This is a genomic window from Kitasatospora sp. NPDC090308 (assembly GCF_044769485.1).
Classification (GTDB): domain Bacteria; phylum Actinomycetota; class Actinomycetes; order Streptomycetales; family Streptomycetaceae; genus Kitasatospora; species Kitasatospora fiedleri.
Window position 1 is genome coordinate 63,156 of the sequence record NZ_JBIVXY010000002.1, and the last position, 20,650, is coordinate 83,805.

Below are 20,650 nucleotides of genomic sequence, written 5' to 3' on the forward strand. Positions count from 1 at the left end.
CGGTGCGTCCGGCCGGAACGGTGCGCGGGTCAGCGGCCGGCGACCACCCGGGCCAGGTGCTCGACGGTCCGGGCCATCGCGTCGCGGGCGGCGGCCAGGCCGGGCCGGGGGTCGGTGGCCCCGGGGTGGGCGGCCAGGTGGGCGCGGACGGCCGGGGTGTAGGCGAGGTTGAGCGCCGTCCCGATGTTGATCTTCACCATGCCGGCGGCGACCGCCTCGGCCAGGGCGTCGTCGGGCACCCCGGAACTGCCGTGCAGCACCAGCGGGACGGGGACGGCGGCGGCCAGGGCGCGGATCAGCGCGTGGTCCAGGGCGGCGGTCCGGGAGGTCATCGCGTGCGAGGAGCCGACCGCGACGGCCAGCGCGTCGACGCCGGTCTCGGCCACGTAGCGGGCGGCCTCGTCCGGGTCGGTGCGGGCGCCGGGGGCGTGCGCGCCGAGCGGGGGCTCGCCGTCCTTGCCGCCGACCCGGCCGAGTTCGGCCTCCACGTGCAGCCCGTGGCGGTGCGCCCAGGCGGTGGCCTCGGCGGTGGCCTTGACGTTCTCGTCGTGCGGCAGCGCGGAGGCGTCGAACATCGCGGAGGAGAACCCGGCGGCGGGGGCCGCGCGCAGCAGGTCGGCGTCCTCGACGTGGTCGAGGTGGAGCGAGACGGGGACGCGGGCGGCGGCGGCCACCTCGGCGCAGGCGCGGGCGATCGGCAGCAGTCGGCCGCCGCGGTGGGCGACGGCGTTCTGGCTGAGCTGGAGGACCACGGGCGTGGCCGCGGCCTCGGCGCCGGCGGCGATGGCCTCGGCGTGCTCCAGGGTGATCACGTTGAAGGCGGGCAGGCCGCGCCGGTCGGCGACGGCGGCGGCGAGCAGGTCGGAGGTGCGGGCGAGCGGCAAGGGGTGCTCCCGGTGGGGTGAGTAGCGAGGCGCAGGTTCCGCTGCTCACCCCCGTGACCGGGAGGACCGGGGCCGCCGGAGGGGCGGCGCCGGGTCAGGCCGGATTGCCGGCCCGGGCGAAGCGGTCCGCGCCGACGATCCACTCGCCGCGGCGCATCACCGCGACGAGTTCGTGGCTGTCGGAGTCGAGGACGACCAGGTCGGCGTTCTTTCCGGCCTCCAGGGTGCCGATGGTGTCGCCCAGGCCGAGCAGCCGGGCGGGGACGGTGGACAGCGAGGTGACGGCCTGGTTCAGGGACAGGCCGAGGACGGTGACGGCGCGCCGGAAGGCGACGTCCAGGGTGAGGGTGGAGCCCGCGATGGAGCCGCCCTCGACCAGCCGGGCCACGCCGTCCTCGACCCGGACCTGGAGCGGGCCGAGCGGGTACAGGCCGTCGCCCATGCCGGCCGCGCCCATCGCGTCGGTGATCAGCGCGACGCGGTCGGCGCCGGCCGTGCCGTAGGCCAGCTCGACCACCGAGGGGTGCAGGTGGACGCCGTCGTTGACCAGCTCGACGGTGACCCGCTCGTCCTCCAGCAGGGCGACGATCGGGCCGGGGGCGCGGTGCTGGATGCCCGGCATCGCGTTGAACAGGTGGGTGGCGACGGTGGCGCCGGCGTCGATCGCCCGCAGGGTGACCTCGTAGTCGGAGTCGGTGTGGCCGACGGCGGCGATGATGCCGAGGTCGGACAGCATCCGCACCGACTCCAGGCCGCCGGGCAGCTCCGGGGCCAGGGTGAACATCTTCGTGTGGCCGCGGCCCGCGTCGGCGAGCTTGCGCACCAGCGCCGGGTCCGGGTCGCGCAGCAGGTCGGGGCGGTGGGCGCCGCACCGGTTGTGCGAGATGAACGGGCCCTCGAAGTGGATGCCGGCCAGGACGCCGTCCTCGACGAGTTCGGAGAGCACCGCCGCCTGGCGGCAGACCTCGTCGATCTCGCCGGTGACGGTGGAGGCCATCGTCGTGGTGGTGCCGTGCTCCAGGTGCGTGCGGGCGGCGGTGAGCGCCTCCTCGGCGATCCCGGAGGCGTACGAGGCGCCGCCGCCGCCGTGCACGTGCAGGTCGACGAAGCCGGGGACGACGGTGTACCCGGTGAGGTCGAGGTCGTCCGGTTCCGCCTCGCCGCCGAGGCCCGCGATGCGGGTGCCCCCGACGGAGAGCCGGCCGGCGTCGATCACGCCGCCGGGCAGGACCAGTCGGGCTCCGGCCAGTGCAGTACGGTCCGCGGTCACGCGGTCACCTCCATGGAGAGCAGATCCCAGGCGAGCAAGCCGGCGCCCAGGGACGCGGCGGTGTCTTTGAGCATGGCCGGAACGACCTCGGGGGGCATCTGGAAGGTCAGGCGCTCGGTCACCGCGGCGCGCAGCGGCGTGAAGAGCGTGTCGCCCGCCTCGGCCAGCCCGCCGCCGACGATCACCGTGGACGGGTCGAGCAGGCTCTGGGCCAGCACGATGCCGTCGGCGAGCGCGTCCACCGCCTCCTGCCAGACCTCGACCGCCCGCGGGTCGCCGGCGTCGACGGCGCTCGCGCAGGCGGCGGCGTCGGCCTCCGGGTCGCCGCTGGCGGCGGCCCAGGCCCGGGAGACCGCGGAGGCCGAGGCCAGGGTCTCCAGGCAGCCGCGGGCGCCGCAGCCGCACTGCGGGCCGCCGGGGCGGACCACCACGTGGCCGATCTCGCCGCCGTAGCCGTGGGCGCCGGCCTCGATGGTGCCGTGGATGCCGATCGCCCCGGCGATGCCGGTGCCCAGCGCGATGAACAGGAAGCGGTCGACCCCCCGCCCGGCGCCGATCCGGCCCTCGGCGAGGCCGCCGGAGCGGACGTCGTGGCCGAGGGCGACCGGGATGCCGCCGAGGCGCTCGCCGAGCAGCTTGCGCATCGGCAGGTCCCGCCAGCCGAGGTTGGCGGAGAAGACCGCGATCCCGTTCCCCTCGTCGATCGTCCCCGGCACGGCGACGCCCGCCGCGAGGGGGGCGGCACCGAACCGGGTGCGGCCCTCCCGCGCCAGGTCGGCGGCGAAGTCGAGGATGGTGGCGACGACGGCGTCGGGGCCGTGCTCCCGCCCGGTCGGTCGGCGTGCTTCGAACAGCACGGAGCCGTCCTGGGCGACCAGCGCGGCCTTCATGCCGGTGCCGCCTACATCGAGTGCGATGACGTGCTTCACGGGGGACAGTTTCCCTTGGCCGGGTCTAAGAGGTCTAGTCCAGTTGCTCGATTGCTCTGGTCCTGAGAGGTGAGGTTTATCGCTCTTTGCCGTCTCCTGGGGGGTTTGCGTGTCGGGGCCGTGACCCGCGGTGCGGTCGGCGGGGGCCGGGCCGGGGTCAGCCGAGCACGATCGAGCGGGTCAGGTTGCGCGGCTCGTCCGGGTTCAGGCCGCGGTGCCCGGCCAGCGCGACGGCCAGCCGGTGCACCCGGACCAGGTCGGCCAGCGGGTCCAGGCCGTCCGCTCCGGAGTCGGCCACCAGCCGGCCGCCGACCGCGCCGACCTCGTCCGCCAGGCCCGCGGGCAGCGCGCCGAACATCCAGGCGGCCCGGCCCGGGGCGGTGATCGAGATCGGGCCGTGCCGGTACTCCATCGCCGGGTACGCCTCGGTCCAGGCGAGCGCGGCCTCGCGCATCTTCAGCCCGGCCTCCTGGGCCAGGCCGTTGGTCCAGCCCGCGCCGAGGAAGGAGACCTGCTCCAGCTCCACCAGCTCCCGCGGCACCTGCCAGGCCACCGCCCGCTCGGCGTCCGCGGCGGCCCGGTCGACCGGGGCGACCCCGGCCGGGAGGGCGTCCTCGCACTCCAGGTGGGCCCGGAGCAGGGCCAGCACGGTGGTGGCGAAGCGGGTCTGCACCACCGAGCGCTCGTCGGCGAAGCCCAGGTCGACCAGGTGGTCGGCGGTCGCCGCCACCGGCTGGTCCACGCAGGCGGTGATCGCGGTGCTCGGCAGGCCGGTGGCGGCCAGCAGCCGCAGCACCTCGGTGGTGGTGCCGGAGCGGGTGATCGCCAGCACCCGGTCGTAGCGGCGCCGGTGCGGGAACTCGGAGGCGGCGAAGGCGTCGGTCTCGCCGTGGCCGCCGGCCTCGCGCAGGGCGGCGTACGCCTGGGCCATGAACCAGGAGGTGCCGCAGCCCACCACGGCCACCCGCTCGCCGCGCCGCGGCAGGCCGGCCGGGCCGCTCGCCGCCAGCGCCGCGGCGGCGCGCCAGTTCTCGGGCTGGGTGGCGATCTCTTCGTCGGTCAGGGACAGGTACTGCGACATGGGTGCGGACTCCTTCGGCGGCCGGCTGGACTGCGCATTGAGTGCGCAAAGCTGATTGATTTATAGCCGTTTCGAGCATGATTTTACAATGAGTGGGAGGGGGGCGAGGTGTGCAAAGCTTTCCCGACCGTGCGCGGAGCGTGCGGGCGAGTGCGGGAGGAGCGGACGGTGTCGAGGTACGAACGGTGGAACGCGCTACTGGAGTTGCTGGCCGAGCACGGCAAGCTGGACGTCGAGGAGGCGGCCGACGCGCTGGACGTCTCGGCCGCGACCATCCGCCGCGACCTCGACCAGCTGGCCCGCCAGCAGATGCTCACCCGCACCCGCGGCGGCGCAGTGGCGCACAGCGTCTCCTACGACCTGCCGCTGCGCTACAAGACCGCCCGCAACGCCGACGCCAAGCAGCGGATCGGCTCCCTGGTGGCCGGCCTGATCGCCCCCGGCGAGGTGGTCGGCCTCAACGGCGGCACCACCACCACCGAGGTGGCCCGGGCGCTGGCCGTCCGGCCCGACCTGGCCGAGCACCCCGAGGGCGGCCAGAGCCTCACCGTGGTCACCAACGCGCTCAACATCGCCAACGAGCTGACGGTCCGTCCGCAGGTGAAGATCGTGGTCACCGGCGGCGTCGCCCGCCCCCAGTCGTACGAGCTGATCGGCCCGCTGGCGGCCCAGGTGCTCGGCGAACTCGCCCTGGACACCGCGGTGCTGGGCGTGGACGGGCTCGACACCGAGCACGGTGCGACCGCCCACCACGAGGGCGAGGCGGCGGTCAACCGGCTGCTCGCCGAGCGGGCCCGGCGGGTGGTGGTGGCCGCCGACTCCTCCAAGCTGGGCCACCGCGCCTTCGCCCGGATCTGCGGGCTGGAGGCGGTCGACACCCTGGTCACCGACAGCCAGGTGCCGCAGGAGCTGGCGGACGCCTTCGCCGACGCCGGGATCGCCGTCCTGACGGCCTGAACGCCCGGGCGGCCCGCGCACGTCGGCGGCCCCGCCGTCCGGATACCGGACGGTGGGGGCACCGGCGTTGCGCGGGGCGCAACGGGATCTGACACTTCGATAACTTCCGTCCCTACAGGTCTGGACCACTGCGCGCGGTAGCTGCCAGGGTCGCCGCTGTCACCCTCCTGAAGGCGGTACCCCCGTGAAGCGATCAGCGCTGCTCCCCCTGCCCCTCGTCGGATGCCTGCTGCTGGCCGGCTGCGGCGTCCTGTCCGGCGGGGGCGACGTGACGCTCGACCTGGTCGCGGCCGACTACGGCACCGACGCCTCCAACAGCAGCAGCGTCTACTGGAACAAGGTGGCCCGGGACTTCGAGGCCGCCAACTCCGGCGTCAAGGTGCACGTCGACGTGGTCTCCTGGGACGACATCGACAAGCACGTCGCCGACCTGATCGCCAAGGGGAGGACCCCCGACATCGTGCAGACCGGCGGCTTCGCCGACCAGGTCGCCGCCGACCGGCTCTACCCCGTCGGCGACGTGCTCTCCATGGAGGCCCAGGCCAACCTGCTGAGCTCGTTCAGCAAGGCCGGCCAGGTGCTCGGCAGCCAGTACGGCATCCCGTTCATCTCCTCCAGCCGGGTGTTCGTCTACAACAAGACCATCTTCGAGAAGGCCGGCATCACCGCCCCGCCCGTCACCTGGGACGACCTGCGCAAGGACGCCGACCTGATCAAGAGCAAGGTCCCGGGCGTCACCCCCTACGCGCTGCCGCTCGGACCCGAGGAGGCCCAGGCCGAGTCGATGATCTGGACGATGAGCGGCGGCGGCGAACTCTCCGACAGCGTCGGCAACTACACCATCGACAGCCAGCAGAACCGCGACACCTTCAAGTGGCTGCGCACCAACCTGGTCGACCGGGGCCTGACCTACGACGACCCCGGCCAGGTCAACCGGAAGGACGCCTTCGCCGCCTTCGCCAAGGGCGAGGTCGCCATGCTCAACGGCCACCCCGGGCTGATCAAGGCCGCGACCGACGCCGGCGTCCAGTACGGCACCGCCGCGGTCCCGCGCCGGAGCAAGGAGGTCAAGGAGGTCGCCTTCGGCGTGGCCGACTGGCTGATGGCCTTCAAGGCCAACGGGCACCGGGCGGAGATCAAGAAGTTCCTGAACTTCACCCTCTCCAAGCAGAACACCCTGGCCTTCGACGAGGAGTACAACCTGCTCCCGGTCACCCAGGACACCCTCGACGACATGTCCGCCAACCCCGCCCACCAGGACCTCGCGCAGTTCCTGCAGAACCTGCCCACCGCCAGCTTCTACCCCTACGGCGACCCGTCCTGGGACAAGGTCAGCAGCATGATCAAGCAGCAGATGGGCAAGGCCGTGAAGTCCGGCGGCGAGCAGGTGCTCGGCGAGCTCCAGACCACCGCCGTCGCGGAGGCGGCCAAGGCCCGCCAGGGCTGACGGTCCCGGGGCATAGCCTGGACGCATGGCCGAACTGACCGAACGCGACCGGGCGGTGCTCGCCCTGGAAGCCCGCGGGTGGCGGACCGCCGGCGCCAAGGAGCAGGCGATCCGGCAGGAGCTCGGCATCTCCGCCACCCGCTACTACCAGCTGCTCAACGCCCTGCTCGACCGGACCGAGGCGCTCGCCCACGACCCGGTCCTGGTCAACCGGCTGCGCCGGGTCCGGCAGGCGCGGCGCGACGCCCGGCAGTGAGCCCGCGGGAGGGCTGCCGACCCCTGCCGGCGGGTAGCGTCGGGGCATGGGAATCGCCGAACAGATCACGACCGAGGCAGGGCGGACCGGACTGGCGGGCCTGCTCGCCGACCCGAAGTCCGCCGTGGTGGGGCTCGACTTCGACGGCACGCTCGCCCCGATCGTCGCCGACCCCGAGCGGGCCCGCGCCCATCCGGGCGTCGTGCCCGCCCTCTCCGCGCTCGCCCCGCTGATCGGCGCGGTCGTCGTGGTCACCGGGCGCCCGGCCGCGACCGCCGCCGCCTACGGCGGCTTCGCCGCCGCCCCCGGACTGGAGCAGCTCACCGTCCTCGGCCACTACGGCGCCGAACGCTGGGACGCCCGCACCGACGCCGTCACCGCCGCCCCGCCCCCGCCCGGGGTGGCCGCCGTCCGGGACGAACTCCCCTCGCTGCTGCGGGAGCTGGGCGCGCCCGAGGGCACCTTCGTGGAGGACAAGGAGCGCGCGCTGGCCGTCCACACCCGGCGCGCCCCCGAGCCGGACGCGCTGCTGGAGCGGCTGCGCGGCCCGCTCGGCGAGCTGGCGCGGCGGCACGGGCTGGTCGTCGAGCCCGGCCGGATGGTCGTCGAACTGCGCCCGCCGGGGATCGACAAGGGGGTCGCCCTGCGCGGCTTCCTGGCCGAGCGGGACGCGGGCCCGGTCCTCTTCGCCGGCGACGACCTCGGCGACCTCGCCGCCTACGCGGAGGTCGCCGCCCGCCGCGCGGCCGGCCACCCCGGCCTGCTGGTGTGCAGCGGGCCCGTCACCGGCGAACCGCCGGTCGCCGAACTCGCCGAGCGCGCCGACCTGGTGGTGGCGGGGCCGGCCGGGATCGTCGACCTGCTGAACGGGCTCACCGAGCTGCTGCGGTAGCGGGGCGCGCACCGACGGGGGCGCGGCGGTCCTCCCGCGCGCCCCCGGTTCCGCGTGCGCCGTGCGGTTCAGGTCGTGCGTTCAGAGCGCCTTGAGCTGGTCCAGGAACCACTGCTGGGGCGGCAGGGCGGTGGCCGCGGCGGCCAGGCGCTCGGTGCGGTCGGCGCGTTCGGCGGCGGGCATGGCGAGCGCCTCGGCGAGGGCGTCGGCGGTGGCGACCACGTCGAACGGGTTGACGGTGATCGCGTCCTCGGCGAGCTCCGCGTGGGCGCCGGCCTCGCGGGACAGCACGAGGGCGCAGCCCCGGTCCGAGACGACCGGGACCTCCTTGGCGACCAGGTTCATGCCGTCGCGGATCGGGTTGACCAGGGCGACGTCGGCGAGCCGGTAGGCGGCCAGCGAGCGCGGGAAGTCGTCGTCGACGTGCAGCAGGACCGGCTGCCAGTCGCCGGTGCCGAACTCGGCGTTGACCTCCTCGGCGACGCGCCGCACGGCGGCGGTGTAGTCGCGGTACTCGGCGAGGTCGGTGCGCGAGGGGTAGGCGAAGGCGATGTGGACGACGTTGCCCAGCCACTCGGGGCGGGTGCGCAGCAGGTGCCGGTAGGCGAGCAGGCCGCGGACGATGTTCTTGCTGAGCTCGGTGCGGTCGACCCGGACGATGGTGCGCCGGTCGCCGACGGCCGCGCGCAGGGCGGCGAGGCGCTCGTCGACGTCGGGCCGGTGGGCGCGTTCGCGCAGGAACTCGCCGTCGGCCCCGAGGCCGTGCACGCCCAGCCGGGTGGTGCGGCCGCCGTGCGTGACGGTGAGTGCCTCGCGGTCGACGCGCGCGCCGAGCAGGGCCTCGCAGCAGTCGGCGAAGGCGAGCGCCCAGCGGCGGGTGAGGAAGGCGGCCCGGTCGGCGCCGAGGATGCCCTCCAGGACGGCGGCGGCGACGTCGTCGGGCAGCAGCCGGTAGTAGTCCGGCGGGGCCCAGGGGGTGTGCGAGAAGTGGCCGATCCGCAGGTCGGGGCGGAGTTCCCGGAGCAGCGCGGGGGCCAGCGAGAGGTGGTAGTCCTGCACCAGGACGGCCGCGCCGGGGGCGGCCTCGGCGGCGAGCGCCTCGGCGAAGGCGGTGTTGTACGCCCGGTAGGCGTCCCACTCGGTGCGGAAGTCGGCGTCGAAGGCGGGCTGCACGGGCGTCTGGTAGAGCAGGTGGTGGACGAACCAGAGGGTGGAGTTGGCGACGCCGTTGTAGGCGCGGGCGAAGGTCTCCGGATCGATGTCCAGCATCCGGACGGCCTGTCCGCCGACGTCGTGGCCGGCCCGGTCGAGGCGCCCGTCGGGGGCCTGCCGGGCGGCGGTGCGGTCGGCGTCGGAGAGCGCGGCGCAGACCCAGACCGCGTTCGGGTCGTCGATGGCGGAGAGCCCGGAGACCAGGCCGCCGCCGCCTCTGCGGAGGGTCAGCGCGCCGTCGTCCTCCGTGCGGAAGGACACCGGGCCGCGGTTGGAGGCCACCAGGATCGGGGCGGCTCCGGACTGCTGGGAGCGTTCGGACACGTGATCGGCCATACAGCCAACCTTGCCGTGCGATCACCGGACCAAACCACTCGGCGCGGTCCGCGGCAGGTGAACAGTGGGGGCGGGGCCGCCGGACCGCGCCGCCCGGGGCCGGGCGGTCAGCGGTCGCGGTACTCGGGGACGGTGGCCATCGGGGGGCGTTCGGTGGCCGGGACGGGGTGGGTGCGGGGGGTGAAGCCGGCCGGGGTGCGGGTGTACTGGGTGAGCAGCGGGCGGACCAGGTCGGGGTCGGCCTTGAGGCGGTGGGCGCGGTCCAGCCGCTCCAGGGCGGTGCGGTAGATGGTGGCGGCCATCCGGCCGAGGGCCTGGCCGTCCTGGTGCCGGTGGTGCCGCACGCCCACGTCGACCTGGGCCAGCGCGTCCAGCCCGGCCAGCTCCAGGGCGTCCACCAGCAGGCCGAGCTCGACGCCGTAGCCGGTCGGGAAGGGCAGCCGCTCCAGCAGGCCGCGGCGGGCCGCGTACTCGCCGCCGAGCGGCTGGACGAAGCCCGCGAGCTGCGGCCAGTGCAGGCTGAGCAGCGGGCGGGCGACCAGTTCGGTGACCCGGCCGCCGCCGGCCGGGACGACGGCGCCGTCGGCCTCGAACGGCCGGTCGTACATGGCCTTGACCAGGTGCAGGCCGGGGTCGGTGAGCAGCGGGCCGATGATGCCGGAGACGAACGCCGGGTCGAACTCGCGCAGGTCGGCGTCGACGAAGCAGACGATCGCGCCGCTGGTGGCGAGCAGCGAGCGCCACAGCACCTCGCCCTTGCCGGGCTCGGCGGGCAGCCGGGGCAGCAGCGCGTCGCGGTGCACCACCCGGGCGCCGGCCGCGGCCGCGGCGGCGGCGGTGCCGTCCCGCGAGCCGGAGTCGACCACCACCAGCTCGTCCACCAGGGGGACGCGCTCGACCAGCTCGGCCCGGATCGCGGCGACGATCTCGCCGACGGTGGACTCCTCGTCCAGCGCGGGCAGCACCACGCTCACCGTGCCGGCCGCCCCGGCGGCGCGCTTGGCGGCCAGCAGCAGGTCGAGCGGCCGGTCGGCGGCCGTCCACGAACGGCGGCGCAGCCAGTCGGCCACCTCCGGCAGTACCCCGGGCTCGGGCTGCTCCGGCACGTCTCGCTCCCTGTCTCGGTTCGTCTCGGTTCGTCTCGGGTGTCGGACGCGGGGGTCGGTCCGAGCGGGCCTTCGGATACAGTCTTGGTATCGCGATCGCGCCTTCGCACCCGGGGGTCGCTCGCAGCGTACGACCACAACTTCACAGAGCTCATCCAGAGGGACTGAGGGAACGGCCCGTTGAAGTCCCGGCAACCCTCCCGCGCGGCCTGCAGGCCCGGCGGGACAGGTGCCAATTCCGTCCCGGACGCGACCGCGATCCGGGGAAGATGAGGAGAAAGGGCCTCGCCACCATGGCTGTTGACACCGCCGCACCCACCACCGTCGACCTCGGTCCGGCGACCGCGCTGTCCTGTCGCGAGTGCGGTGCGCGCTCCCCGCTCGGCCCGGACTTCGCCTGTCCCGAGTGTTTCGGCCCGCTGGAGATCGCCTACGACTACACGGGCTACGACGCCGAGGAGCTGCGCAAGCGGATCGAGGCCGGCCCGGCGTCGATCTGGCGCTACGCCCCGCTGCTGCCCGTCCCGGCCGACGTGGCCGGCAAGCCGAACCTGAACCCGGGCTGGACCCCGCTGGTCAAGGCCGACAACCTGGGCCGCGAGCTGGGCTTCACCGCGCAGCTGCACGTCAAGGACGACTCGGGCAACCCGACCCACTCCTTCAAGGACCGGGTGGTGGCCTGCGCGATCGAGGCCGCCCGGGCCTTCGAGTTCACCACGCTCTCCTGCTCCTCCACCGGCAACCTGGCCGGCGCGGTGGGCGCCGCCGCCGCCCGGGCCGGCTTCAAGTCCTGCGTGTTCATCCCGCACGACCTGGAGCAGGGCAAGGTCGTGATGGCCGGGGTGTACGGCGGCGAGCTGGTCGGCATCGACGGCAACTACGACGACGTGAACCGCTTCTGCTCCGAGCTGATCGGCGACCCGGCCGGCGAGGGCTGGGGCTTCGTGAACGTCAACCTGCGCCCGTACTACGGCGAGGGCTCCAAGACCCTGGCGTTCGAGATCTGCGAGCAGCTCGGCTGGCGGCTGCCCGACCAGATCGTCATCCCGATCGCCTCCGGCTCCCAGCTCACCAAGATCGACAAGGGCCTGCAGGAGCTGATCAAGCTCGGCCTGGTCGAGGACAAGCCCTACAAGATCTTCGGCGCCCAGGCCGAGGGGTGCTCCCCGGTCTCCGCGGCCTTCAAGGCCGGCCGCGACGTGATCAAGCCGGTCAAGCCGGACACCATCGCCAAGTCGCTGGCGATCGGCAACCCGGCCGACGGCCCGTACGTGCTGGACATCGCCCGCCGCACCGGCGGCGCGGTCGAGGACGTCACCGACGCCGAGGTGGTCGAGGCGATCAAGCTGCTCGCCCGCACCGAGGGGATCTTCGCCGAGACCGCGGGCGGCGTCACCGTCGGCGTGCTGAAGAAGCTGGTCGAGAACGGCCTGCTCGACCCGTCCAAGGAGACCGTCGCGATCAACACCGGCGACGGCCTCAAGACCCTCGACGCGGTCGCCGACGCCGGCATGACCGCCGTGATCCGCCCGACGCTGGAGTCCTTCCGCGCCGCCGGCCTCGCCACCGCCTGACCCCCAGCCGTAGGACACCCCACGCCCCGAGGAGCACCGCATGAGCGCCACCGTCCGCATCCCGACCATCCTGCGCACCTACACCGGCGGCGCCGCCGAGGTGACCGCCGAGGGCGCCACCCTGGCCGCCGTCATCGCGGACCTGGAGGCGAACCACGCCGGCATCGCCGCCCGGCTGCTGGACGACGGCGGCAAGCTGCGCCGCTTCGTCAACGTGTACGTGAACGACGACGACGTGCGCTTCGCCGAGGGCCTGGAGACCGAGATCAAGGACGGCGCCTCGGTGTCGATCATTCCGGCGGTGGCCGGCGGCTGCTGACCCGGCCCGCATTCCCGCAGCCGCCGCCCGGTCCGGAATTCAATTACCCGGACCGGGCGGCGGCTCCGTGCGTACCGCGGCCAATGGGCCGCGCACCTGCGGTTCTCCCGTCCGGCGGGCCGCCGGAATTCCGCCGGGGCCCGGGGAGTAGAGTGCCGGGCAGGGCCGTTCCCCTCCCCGGCCCGGTTCAATCCTCGATTACCGCACCGCGCCCCGCCCGGCCGGGCCGCCTCCCGTCCCGCGCCCCGAGACGTGCGCCGGGCGGCTTTCCCCGCCTTCTGTCAGGCCGCCGTCAGAATTGTTCCGGCGTTTTGCGGTGACGCGTCCGTTATGTCCCGCCGCAATTGTCGGCGGATGCGCCTTTCGCCCGGGACATCCCCCGCCGGGTGGCGGGTTTCCCCGGAAATTGGGCCTGTTGCAGAGGGCGCATATCCGGATACATTCAGCCGCGACAGAGGCTGCGCCGTACGGGGGGGAGTCCCCAGGCCGGTCTTCCAGACCTCCGGGTCCGCGTCCTGCGGATCTCTGAAGGGCCCAGCACAGCACAAGGGGAGTTCGGAATGGCTCAGGGCACCGTCAAGTGGTTCAACGCCGAGAAGGGCTACGGCTTCATCGCGGTCGACGGTGGAGCGGACGTGTTCGTCCACTACAGCGCGATCCAGATGGACGGCTACCGCACCCTGGAAGAGGGCCAGCGGGTCGAGTTCGAGATCTCGCAGGGTCAGAAGGGTCCGCAGGCCGACATGGTCCGCGCCGCCGGCGCCTGACGGCCCCGGCAGACCCGCACGCACCGAAACCGCGGGCCCGCCCCCGACGCGACGCGTCCGGGGCGGGCCCGCGGGCTTTCCGGGGCCGCCCGGGCCACCAGCGGGTTTCCCGGCGGGGCGGTCGGCGGGGGCCGAATGGGCTTGCACTCGCCACCCCAGAGTGCTAATCATTGGCGTTAGCACTCACAGCGTGAGAGTGACAAACGGACCGGGCCGGTGAGGCCCCGGAAGCGGTAGGGGAAGGGACCCCCGCTCTCCTGGGCCGTCCGTCGCGGGCACCCCTTGGTCCGAGCAGTCGACCGTGTCCCGGAGGACCACTTCTGATGGCCAAGATCATCGCCTTTGACGAGGAAGCCCGCCGCGGCCTTGAGCGTGGCATGAACCAGCTTGCCGACGCCGTGAAGGTCACGCTCGGCCCCAAGGGTCGCAACGTCGTCCTGGAGAAGAAGTGGGGCGCCCCCACGATCACCAACGACGGTGTCTCCATCGCCAAGGAGATCGAGCTCGAGGACCCGTACGAGAAGATCGGCGCCGAGCTGGTCAAGGAGGTCGCCAAGAAGACCGACGACGTCGCGGGTGACGGCACCACCACCGCCACCGTGCTGGCCCAGGCGCTCGTCCGCGAGGGTCTGCGCAACGTCGCCGCCGGCGCCAACCCGATGGCCCTCAAGCGCGGCATCGAGAAGGCCGTCGCCGCCGTCTCCGACCAGCTGCTGGCCCAGGCCAAGGACGTGGAGACCAAGGAGCAGATCGCCTCCACCGCCTCCATCTCGGCCGCCGACACCCAGATCGGCGAGCTCATCGCCGAGGCCATGGACAAGGTCGGCAAGGAAGGCGTCATCACCGTCGAGGAGAGCAACACCTTCGGCCTTGAGCTCGAGCTCACCGAGGGCATGCGCTTCGACAAGGGCTACATCTCCGCCTACTTCGCCACCGACCTGGAGCGCATGGAGGCGAGCTTCGAGGACCCGTACATCCTCATCGCCAACTCCAAGATCTCCTCGGTCAAGGACCTCCTCCCGCTGCTGGAGAAGGTCATGCAGAGCGGCAAGCCGCTCGTCATCATCGCCGAGGACGTCGAGGGCGAGGCCCTCTCCACCCTGGTCGTGAACAAGATCCGCGGCACCTTCAAGTCCGTCGCCGTCAAGGCCCCGGGCTTCGGCGACCGCCGCAAGGCCATGCTCGGCGACATCGCCATCCTGACCGGCGGCACCGTGATCTCCGAGGAGGTCGGCCTCAAGCTCGAGAACGCCGGCCTGGACCTGCTGGGCACCGCCCGCAAGGTCGTCATCACCAAGGACGAGACCACCATCGTCGACGGCGGCGGCGACAGCGACCAGGTCGCCGGCCGGGTCAACCAGATCCGCGCCGAGATCGAGAACTCCGACTCGGACTACGACCGCGAGAAGCTCCAGGAGCGCCTGGCGAAGCTCGCGGGCGGCGTGGCCGTCATCAAGGCCGGCGCCGCGACCGAGGTCGAGCTCAAGGAGCGCAAGCACCGCATCGAGGACGCGGTGCGCAACGCCAAGGCCGCCGTCGAGGAGGGCATCGTCGCCGGTGGTGGCGTCGCCCTGCTCCAGGCCGGTGTCGCGTTCGAGAAGCTGGAGCTGGAGGGCGACGAGGCCACCGGTGCCAACATCGTCCGCGTGGCCCTGGAGGCCCCGATCAAGCAGATCGCGACCAACGCCGGCCTCGAGGGCGGCGTCGTGGTCGAGAAGGTCCGCAACCTGCCCGCCGGCCACGGCCTGAACGCCGCGACCAACGAGTACGTCGACCTGATCGCCTCCGGCATCATCGACCCCGCCAAGGTCACCCGCTCCGCCCTGCAGAACGCCGCCTCCATCGCGGCGCTCTTCCTCACCACCGAGGCCGTCATCGCCGACAAGCCGGAGAAGGCCGCCGCGGCCGCCGGCGGCGGCATGCCGGGCGGTGACATGGACTTCTGATCCGCCCGCCGGTTCCCACCGGCCCGGATCGGTCAGTCTCACGCCGTGAGGGCGGCCTCCTTCGGGAGGCCGCCCTCACGGCGTTCTCGCCGGGGTCACCCCTTCGTGGGACGCTGGGGCCATGGACGGTTTCGGCGGCTTCGGGCCCGACTACCTTGAGGGCGAACAGCGTCATGAGGAAGAGGGGAGGCCGACGATGGCGGTCATGGCGGTCGAGTCGGACCAGCAGTGGTCCTACCTGCTGGACACCTGGCGGGAGCTGGACGCCCCCGAGGGCTGGCGCACCGAGATCGAGGGAGGCCGGATCCAGTTGGTGCCACCGCCGGACAATCAGCACAACCGCATCGCCGAGAAGATCCACCGGGCCCTCGTGCGGCACCTGTCCGACGAGGTCGGCGTCTACCAGACGCTCGGAACGCAGATCGCCAGGCTGGAGAAGCTGTACATCCCCGACCTGGTCGTGGTGGACGAGACGCTCCTCGCCGGGGAGGACAACGTGCCGATCGACGCGTCGGACGTCCTGCTGGCCGTCGAGATCACCTCGCGCAGCACGGCCCGGCAGGACCGGACGAAGAAGCTCTGGGGCTACGCGCACGCGCCCGTCCCGCTCTACCTGCTGATCGACCGCTTCGACCAGCCGGGGCCGACGGTGACGCTCTACTCCGAGCCCTCCGACGGCGCGTACGGGCAGAGCGTGCGGGTGCCGTTCGGCAAGCCGGTCGAGTTGCCCGAGCCGTTCGGGATCGAGCTGGACACGGCGGGCTTCCCGGTGCCGTAGCCGGGTGCGGGACAATGGGCGGATGGCCAGTAGTCCCGACCTCGAAACCGCCCTGCACAACGCGCGGGCGCTGATCCTCGCCGACCTCACCGCCCGGGACGTCGCCGACGCGGCGATCGTCTCGTTGGTGGAGGACGCCGTGACGCACCGCCGCTGGTGGCTCGAACAGTGGCCGGACGGGCGGGAGTTCGTGCTCGGGCTGATCGCGCAGGACGTGCAGGACGCGCTGTTGGAGTCGTACGGGCGGTGGCCGCTGTGCACCGCGTGCGCGGTGGAGGAGGACGACCCGCACGCGCTCGGGGTCGAGCCCGAGCTGGGGCCGGACCCGCACTGGGTGTGCGGCAAGCGCGGCGTGGTGGTGGCCCCGGTCGGGGGGCTGGTGTGATCCTGGTCGACCCGCCGGAGCGGCCCGGCCGCGGCAGGCGGTGGCCGCACCTGGCCGGTGACGTCCCGTTGGTGGAACCGCACGCCTTCGCGGCCGAGTCGGGCGCCCCCGCGGAGGGCTTCGACCGCGACCTCCCCCGGCCTCCGGCCGGGGGGACCCCCTTCGACACCCCGGCGGCCTGGTGCGAGCGGGCGCCGGTGCCGGGCGCGGCGCCGGTGCGGAGCCGGGAGCTGGTGGCCCGGCTGACGGCGGCGGGGCTGCGGGTGCGGAGGGCGCGCGGCTAGCGTCCGGTGCCGCACCGGTGCGGGGCGGGTCAGCGTTCGAGGTCGGCGAGTTCCGCGTGCAGGTTGCGGCGGGCCGGGGCGTCGCAGCGGGCGCGGGCCTCGGGGGTGCGGTAGAGGGCGGGGAGCGCGAGGAGCTGGCGCAGGATCGCGGCGCGGCCCGCGCGGAAGGCGTCCGGGGGGACGAAGGAGTACTCGTCGCGGACGGCGGCGGCGTAGGCGGCGTACGCCTCGGGCGGGCCGCCGAGGACGGCGAGGTCGGCGTCGCAGAGGACTTCGCCGTTGCGGTCGCCGGGGGCGGGGTGGTGGTCGGCGGTGAGCCGGACCAGGCGATCGACCTCGTGGACCAGGGGTTCGGGCAGGCCGGCCTCGCGCAGGGCGCGGCAGGCGAGGGCGGCGCTGCGTTCCTCGTTCTCGGAGCGGTCGGGGCGGTAGACGGCGTCGTGGAACCAGGCGGCGAGGCGGACGGCGTCGGGGTCGTCGGCGTGGGCGGCGAGTTCGTCGACGCGGTCGAGGACGGCTTGCAGGTGGGTGGTGGTGTGGTAGCGGCGCTGCGGCTCGGCCCAGCGGGCGAGCAGGTCGCGGGCGTAGGGCTCGGGGTCGGCGGTGGCTCCGCAGCGGGTGAGCAGGTCGTGCCAGCGCGCGGACAGCGGTGCGGTCATGGCGGCCATTGTGCTCCCCCGGTCGGGGCCGTCCCGGTCGCGGTGGGCGGATGTGACCCAGCTTATATGTAGTTCACCGACTTATGACGCAGACTTGAGTCATCGCCGTCCGGCCGCTATACATACTCGGTATGCAAGACGTTCCGCTGTTCCGAGGGGGAGCCATGACCGGATCGAACGCGCAGGCCGTGCTGCGCCTGGAGGGGGTCGGCCGGGTGCACGGCCGGGGCGCGGCCGAGGTGCACGCGCTGCACCCGATCGACCTGGAGGTGCGGGCCGGGGAGTTCCTGGCCGTGATGGGCCCGTCCGGCTCGGGCAAGTCCACCCTGCTGGCGCTGGCCGGCGGCCTGGACCGGCCGTCCAGCGGGCGGGTGCTGGTGGAGGGCGCCCCGCTGGCGGGGCTGAGCCGGGCGAAGCTGGCCGACGTGCGCCGCCGCTCGGTGGGCTACGTGTTCCAGTCGTACAACCTGATCCCGTCCCTGACGGCGGCCGAGAACATCGCGCTGCCGCGCGAGCTGGAGGGCGTCCCGGCCCGCACCGCCCGCGCCGAGGCGCTGGAGGTGCTCGCCGAACTGGGCGTCGCCGAACTGGCCGACCGCTTCCCGGAGGACATGTCCGGCGGCCAGCAGCAGCGGGTCGCGATCGGCCGGGCGCTCTCCGGCGACCGGCGGCTGGTGCTGGCCGACGAGCCGACCGGCGCGCTGGACTCGGCGACCGGCGAGGCGGTGCTGGAGGTGCTGCGGACCCGCTGCGACGCCGGGGCGGCCGTCATGATGGTCACCCACGACGCGAGCCACGCCGCCTGGGCGGACCGGGTGGTCTTCCTGCGCGACGGCCGGGTCGCCGAAGAGGCGGTGCGCCGGTGAGCGCCCTGCGCGCGGTGCTGCGGATGGCCCGCCGCGACGCCTGGCGGGCCAAGGGCCGCAGCGCCCTGGTCGCCGCGATGATCGCGCTGCCGGTGCTCGGCGCGACCGGCGTGGACGTGGTGCACCGCAGCGGGCAGCTGACCGCCGCCGAGCGCTCCGACCGGCTGATGGGCCGGGCCGACGCCCTGGTCGGCGCGTACGACCCGGGCCGGACGATCGAGCAGGCGGTCTTCCCCGGCGACGGGGTCCGCACCCTGCCGCAGCGCCCGGACGCCCCGCCCGGAGCCGAGCAGCAGCGCGCCGCGAGCACCGAACCGGCCGCCCTGCTGAGCGAGTTGCTGCCGCCCGGCAGCACCCTGACCCCGGCCCGCACCGGCCCGGTCGCCGCCGTGCGGAGCCGGGACGGCCTGGCCCCCGTCGACACCTTCGAGGCCGACCTGACCGGACGGCTCTGGCAGGGCCGGATCGACCTGGTCTCCGGCCGGGCCCCCGCCGCCCCGCACGAGGCCGCCGCCACCCGGGCCTTCCTGGAGACCACCGGCCTGCGGATCGGCGACACCGTCACCGTCCGCGGCCTGGAGTCCACCCCGTTCACCCTGACCGGCACCGTCGAGCACCCCGGCGACCTGAACGCCTCCGAACTGGTCGCCCGCCCCGGCGAGTTGTACCGGCAGCTGGACGAGGCGCAGGTGGCCGCCGGGCTCGCCCCGCAGACCCCGTCCGCCGAGCAGGCCGCCGCCCGCAAGGCCGCCTGGCTGGTCACCCTGCCCGCCGGGGCCGCGCTCAGCTGGGAGCAGGTGCGCGAACTCAACCGGTACGGCTACACCCTGACCAGCCGCCAGGTCGCCGCCCACCCGCCCGCCGAGGCGCTGGCGCGGCAGGAGGCCGTCGGCGCCCGGGACGAACGCGAACGCACCCTGATGACCGCCGCCACCACCGCCGCGATGGCGCTGCTGGAGGTCGCCCTGCTGGCCGGCCCGGCGTTCGCCGTCGGCGCCCGCCGGGCCCGCCGCCAACTCGCCCTGCTGGGCGCGGCCGGCGGCCGCCCCGGCCACGTGCGGGCCGTGGTGCTCGGCGGCGGCCTGGTGCTCGGCGCGGTCGGCGCGGCGGCCGGCGGCGTGCTCGGCGCGCTCCTGGTGGCCGTGCTGCGCCCCCGGCTGGAGGAGTGGGGCGGCAGCCGGTTCGGACAGCTGGCGCTGCGTCCGGCCGAACTGCTGCCGATCGCCGCCGTCGGCGTCCTCACCGCCGTGCTGGCGGCCCTGCTGCCCGCGCTCCAGGCCGGCCGCCGCGAGGTGCTGGCCGGGCTGACCGACCGCGACCCGGTGCGCCGGGCCTCCCGCCGGACGCCGCTGCTGGGCCTGGCCGCCGTCCTGCTGGGCGCCGCGCTGGCGCTGTACGGGGCGGTGGCCGGACAGGTCGCCGGACCGCCGGTGCTGGCCGGGCTGAGCGTGCGCACGCTGTCCGTGCTGGGCGGCGCGGTGCTCGCCGAACTCGGCCTGCTGCTGTTCACCCCGCTGCTGCTCGCGCTGCTCGGCCGGCTCTCCCGCCGACTGCCGGTCGGCCCCCGGCTGGCGCTGCGCGACGCCGCCCGGCACCGCTCCCGCACCGCGCCCGCGGTGGCCGCCGTGCTCGCCGCCGTCGCCGGGGCGGTCGCGGTCGGCGTGCACACGACCGGCGCGGAGGTCCAGGACCGGGCCGCCTACCGGCTGGAGCAGCCGGTCGGCGCCGTCCGGCTCGTCCTGCACGGCGACGAGCAGGCGATGTCCCCACTGCGGGCCGCCCTGCCGCAGGACCTGCCGGACCTCGGCGAGCGCGCCGACCTCTACCAGGCGCAGTACGTGTTCTGCGAGGGCTGCAAGGGCCTGGTGTACGCCGCGGGCGGGCCCTCGCGCTACGACGCGGGCGACATCGGCCGCCCGCTGGTGGTCGGCGACACCGCGGCGCTGCACAACCTGCTGGCGCTGCGCGACCAGCGCGCGCAGGACGCGCTGCTCGGCGGGAAGGCCGTGGTCACCGACCCGTCCTACCTGCACGACGGCCGGGTCGTGCTGCGGATGCAGGGCAACGGGCAGCAGGTCACCGAGGTGCGGCTCGACGCGGTGCTGGTCGAGCGTCCGGCCGCGCAGCGCTACACGCCGGTGCTGGTCGCCCCCGACACGATCCGCCGGCTGGGCCTGACCGTCGAGCCCGCCGGGGCGGTCTGGCTGCCGTCCGCGCCGGTCGGCGAGCGGGCCGAGCAGCGCGCCGCCGCCACCGTGGCCCGGCTCGCCCCGCACGCGGAGTTCGGGGTGGAGCGCGGCTTCGTGCCGCAGGACAGCACGGTGCGGCTCGCGCTCACCGGCTTCGCCGCCCTGGTGGTGCTCGGCGCGGCCGTGGTCTCCACCGCGCTGGCCGCCGCCGACGCCCGCCGCGAGCGCGCGCTGCTCTCCGCGATCGGAGCCCGCCCGCGCACCCGGCGCACCGTCGCCGGGCTGCAGGCCGGGCTGATCGCCCTGCTCGGCGCGCTGCTCGGCACCGTCAGCGGCTTCGTCCCGGCGTTCGCCCTGCTGCGCTCCCGGGCCGCCGGGGTGCCGGGCGGTCCGGCGGTGAGCCTGGCCGACGTGCCGTGGACGACCGTCGCGCTGCTCGCCCTGGGCCTGCCGCTGCTGGCCGGGCTGCTCGGCGCGCTGCGCCGGGACGACCTCACCGGGTGGCGGGGGTGA

Annotated in this window: 20 protein-coding genes and 1 riboswitch; of the genes, 13 read left to right on the plus strand and 7 right to left on the minus strand. The window is 74.5% G+C overall.

Translation table 11 applies throughout. From position 1 onward, the window contains the following. Positions 1-29: 29 nt before the first annotated feature. The 4 genes from ACIQVD_RS04280 to ACIQVD_RS04295 all read right to left on the minus strand — a co-directional run bounded on the left by ACIQVD_RS04280 (position 30) and on the right by ACIQVD_RS04295 (position 4,164). Complete coding sequence (locus ACIQVD_RS04280; RefSeq protein ID WP_400682513.1) at positions 30-884, minus strand: ketose-bisphosphate aldolase; 855 nt, start codon at positions 882-884, stop codon at positions 30-32. A gap of 94 nt (positions 885-978) precedes the next feature. Continuing rightward, entirely contained in the window at positions 979-2,154 is a 1,176-nt protein-coding gene (gene nagA / locus ACIQVD_RS04285) for an N-acetylglucosamine-6-phosphate deacetylase (protein WP_400682512.1), read from the minus strand. Next, positions 2,151-3,083, minus strand: a complete 933-nt coding sequence (locus ACIQVD_RS04290; protein WP_400682511.1) for an ROK family protein — start codon at positions 3,081-3,083, stop codon at positions 2,151-2,153. The genes nagA and ACIQVD_RS04290 overlap by 4 nt, the downstream gene beginning before the upstream one ends. 157 nt (positions 3,084-3,240) lie before the next feature. Next, a complete protein-coding gene (locus ACIQVD_RS04295) occupies positions 3,241-4,164 on the minus strand; it encodes an SIS domain-containing protein (protein ID WP_400682509.1) in 924 nt (307 codons plus the stop codon). A gap of 168 nt (positions 4,165-4,332) precedes the next feature. Here ACIQVD_RS04295 and ACIQVD_RS04300 point away from each other — a divergent pair, with 168 nt between their 5' ends. From ACIQVD_RS04300 to otsB, 4 genes are all read left to right on the plus strand, one after another. Continuing rightward, positions 4,333-5,121, plus strand: a complete 789-nt coding sequence (locus ACIQVD_RS04300) for a DeoR/GlpR family DNA-binding transcription regulator (protein ID WP_400682508.1) — start codon at positions 4,333-4,335, stop codon at positions 5,119-5,121. Between the two features lie 184 nt (positions 5,122-5,305). Further along, complete coding sequence (locus ACIQVD_RS04305; protein ID WP_400682507.1) at positions 5,306-6,568, plus strand: extracellular solute-binding protein; 1,263 nt, start codon at positions 5,306-5,308, stop codon at positions 6,566-6,568. 25 nt (positions 6,569-6,593) lie between these two features. After that, on the plus strand, positions 6,594-6,824 hold the full coding sequence (locus ACIQVD_RS04310) for a DUF3263 domain-containing protein (RefSeq protein ID WP_400682505.1): 231 nt from the start codon (positions 6,594-6,596) through the stop codon (positions 6,822-6,824). Positions 6,825-6,870: 46 nt separating this feature from the next. Next, on the plus strand, positions 6,871-7,716 hold the full coding sequence (gene otsB, locus ACIQVD_RS04315) for a trehalose-phosphatase (RefSeq protein ID WP_400682503.1): 846 nt from the start codon (positions 6,871-6,873) through the stop codon (positions 7,714-7,716). 81 nt (positions 7,717-7,797) lie between these two features. Here otsB and ACIQVD_RS04320 read toward each other — a convergent pair whose 3' ends face one another. Continuing rightward, positions 7,798-9,264 (minus strand): trehalose-6-phosphate synthase, encoded by a 1,467-nt coding sequence (locus ACIQVD_RS04320; protein ID WP_400682502.1) that lies wholly within the window; start codon positions 9,262-9,264, stop codon positions 7,798-7,800. A gap of 107 nt (positions 9,265-9,371) precedes the next feature. After that, a complete protein-coding gene (locus tag ACIQVD_RS04325; RefSeq protein ID WP_100836814.1) occupies positions 9,372-10,370 on the minus strand; it encodes a glucosyl-3-phosphoglycerate synthase in 999 nt (332 codons plus the stop codon). A 148-nt stretch (positions 10,371-10,518) separates the two neighbouring features. Beyond that, a riboswitch (SAM riboswitch) is annotated at positions 10,519-10,646 on the plus strand. A 17-nt stretch (positions 10,647-10,663) separates the two neighbouring features. Here ACIQVD_RS04325 and thrC point away from each other — a divergent pair. The 7 genes from thrC to ACIQVD_RS04360 all read left to right on the plus strand — a co-directional run bounded on the left by thrC (position 10,664) and on the right by ACIQVD_RS04360 (position 16,423). Next, positions 10,664-11,944 carry a threonine synthase gene (thrC, locus tag ACIQVD_RS04330; RefSeq protein ID WP_199846992.1) on the plus strand — a complete coding sequence of 427 codons (1,281 nt, stop codon included), beginning with the start codon at positions 10,664-10,666 and terminating at the stop codon, positions 11,942-11,944. 40 nt (positions 11,945-11,984) lie between these two features. Continuing rightward, on the plus strand, positions 11,985-12,263 hold the full coding sequence (locus ACIQVD_RS04335) for a MoaD/ThiS family protein (RefSeq protein ID WP_111554793.1): 279 nt from the start codon (positions 11,985-11,987) through the stop codon (positions 12,261-12,263). A 560-nt stretch (positions 12,264-12,823) separates the two neighbouring features. Continuing rightward, positions 12,824-13,030 carry a cold-shock protein gene (locus ACIQVD_RS04340; protein WP_014137493.1) on the plus strand — a complete coding sequence of 69 codons (207 nt, stop codon included), beginning with the start codon at positions 12,824-12,826 and terminating at the stop codon, positions 13,028-13,030. 323 nt (positions 13,031-13,353) lie between these two features. Beyond that, positions 13,354-14,976, plus strand: coding sequence for a chaperonin GroEL (groL, locus tag ACIQVD_RS04345; protein ID WP_100836811.1), 1,623 nt, complete (start codon positions 13,354-13,356; stop codon positions 14,974-14,976). Positions 14,977-15,172: 196 nt separating this feature from the next. Then, positions 15,173-15,754 (plus strand): Uma2 family endonuclease, encoded by a 582-nt coding sequence (locus ACIQVD_RS04350; RefSeq protein WP_400682501.1) that lies wholly within the window; start codon positions 15,173-15,175, stop codon positions 15,752-15,754. Positions 15,755-15,776: 22 nt separating this feature from the next. Beyond that, the gene (locus ACIQVD_RS04355) at positions 15,777-16,139 is read left to right on the plus strand and encodes a hypothetical protein (RefSeq protein WP_100836809.1); all 363 of its coding nucleotides are present in this window, start codon (positions 15,777-15,779) and stop codon (positions 16,137-16,139) included. Continuing rightward, the gene (locus tag ACIQVD_RS04360) at positions 16,136-16,423 is read left to right on the plus strand and encodes a DUF4031 domain-containing protein (RefSeq protein WP_402285945.1); all 288 of its coding nucleotides are present in this window, start codon (positions 16,136-16,138) and stop codon (positions 16,421-16,423) included. Before ACIQVD_RS04355 ends, ACIQVD_RS04360 begins: the two co-directional genes overlap by 4 nt. Positions 16,424-16,452: 29 nt before the next feature. Here ACIQVD_RS04360 and ACIQVD_RS04365 read toward each other — a convergent pair whose 3' ends face one another. Further along, positions 16,453-17,082, minus strand: a complete 630-nt coding sequence (locus tag ACIQVD_RS04365) for a hypothetical protein (protein ID WP_402285946.1) — start codon at positions 17,080-17,082, stop codon at positions 16,453-16,455. A 164-nt stretch (positions 17,083-17,246) separates the two neighbouring features. Between ACIQVD_RS04365 and ACIQVD_RS04370 the strand changes: the two genes are divergently transcribed. Next, a complete protein-coding gene (locus tag ACIQVD_RS04370; RefSeq protein WP_400682498.1) occupies positions 17,247-17,948 on the plus strand; it encodes an ABC transporter ATP-binding protein in 702 nt (233 codons plus the stop codon). After that, a complete protein-coding gene (locus ACIQVD_RS04375; protein ID WP_402285949.1) occupies positions 17,945-20,650 on the plus strand; it encodes an FtsX-like permease family protein in 2,706 nt (901 codons plus the stop codon). Before ACIQVD_RS04370 ends, ACIQVD_RS04375 begins: the two co-directional genes overlap by 4 nt.